Source organism: Cellulosimicrobium sp. CpK407 (assembly GCF_051844275.1).
GTDB lineage: Bacteria > Actinomycetota > Actinomycetes > Actinomycetales > Cellulomonadaceae > Cellulosimicrobium > Cellulosimicrobium cellulans_G.
Map to the genome: position 1 here is coordinate 1 of NZ_JBGNYC010000117.1, position 298 is coordinate 298.

Annotated in this window: 1 protein-coding gene; it reads right to left on the reverse strand. The window is 69.8% G+C overall.

What is annotated here, in order from left to right; translation table 11 throughout:
- Positions 1 to 298, reverse strand: a 298-nt coding sequence (locus ABWU78_RS20975; RefSeq protein WP_439159405.1) for an Ig-like domain-containing protein, incomplete at both ends; no start/stop codon positions are given.

Here is a 298-nt window from a genome sequence, read left to right on the forward strand (position 1 = left end):
AGGAGCTTCGGGCTTGCCGAGCACCTTGACCTGGACGCGGCCCTCGACCAGGCGGTCGGCGTCCTTGGTCGCGTCCTGGACGCGGTACGTGACGACCATGATGCCGACGTAGTTCTCGGCCGGGGTGATCGTGACGTCGTCCCCGGCGTAGGAGACGTCGCCCTGGCCCGTCTCGACACCGGCACCCACGATCTCCAGGGGCGTGTCGGGGAAGGGGTTGGCGTCGTTGGCGAGGACGTCGATCGTGGTGGGCTTGCCCTGGTGGGCGTCGTCGACGGTGTCCTGGTTGGCGCGGGCG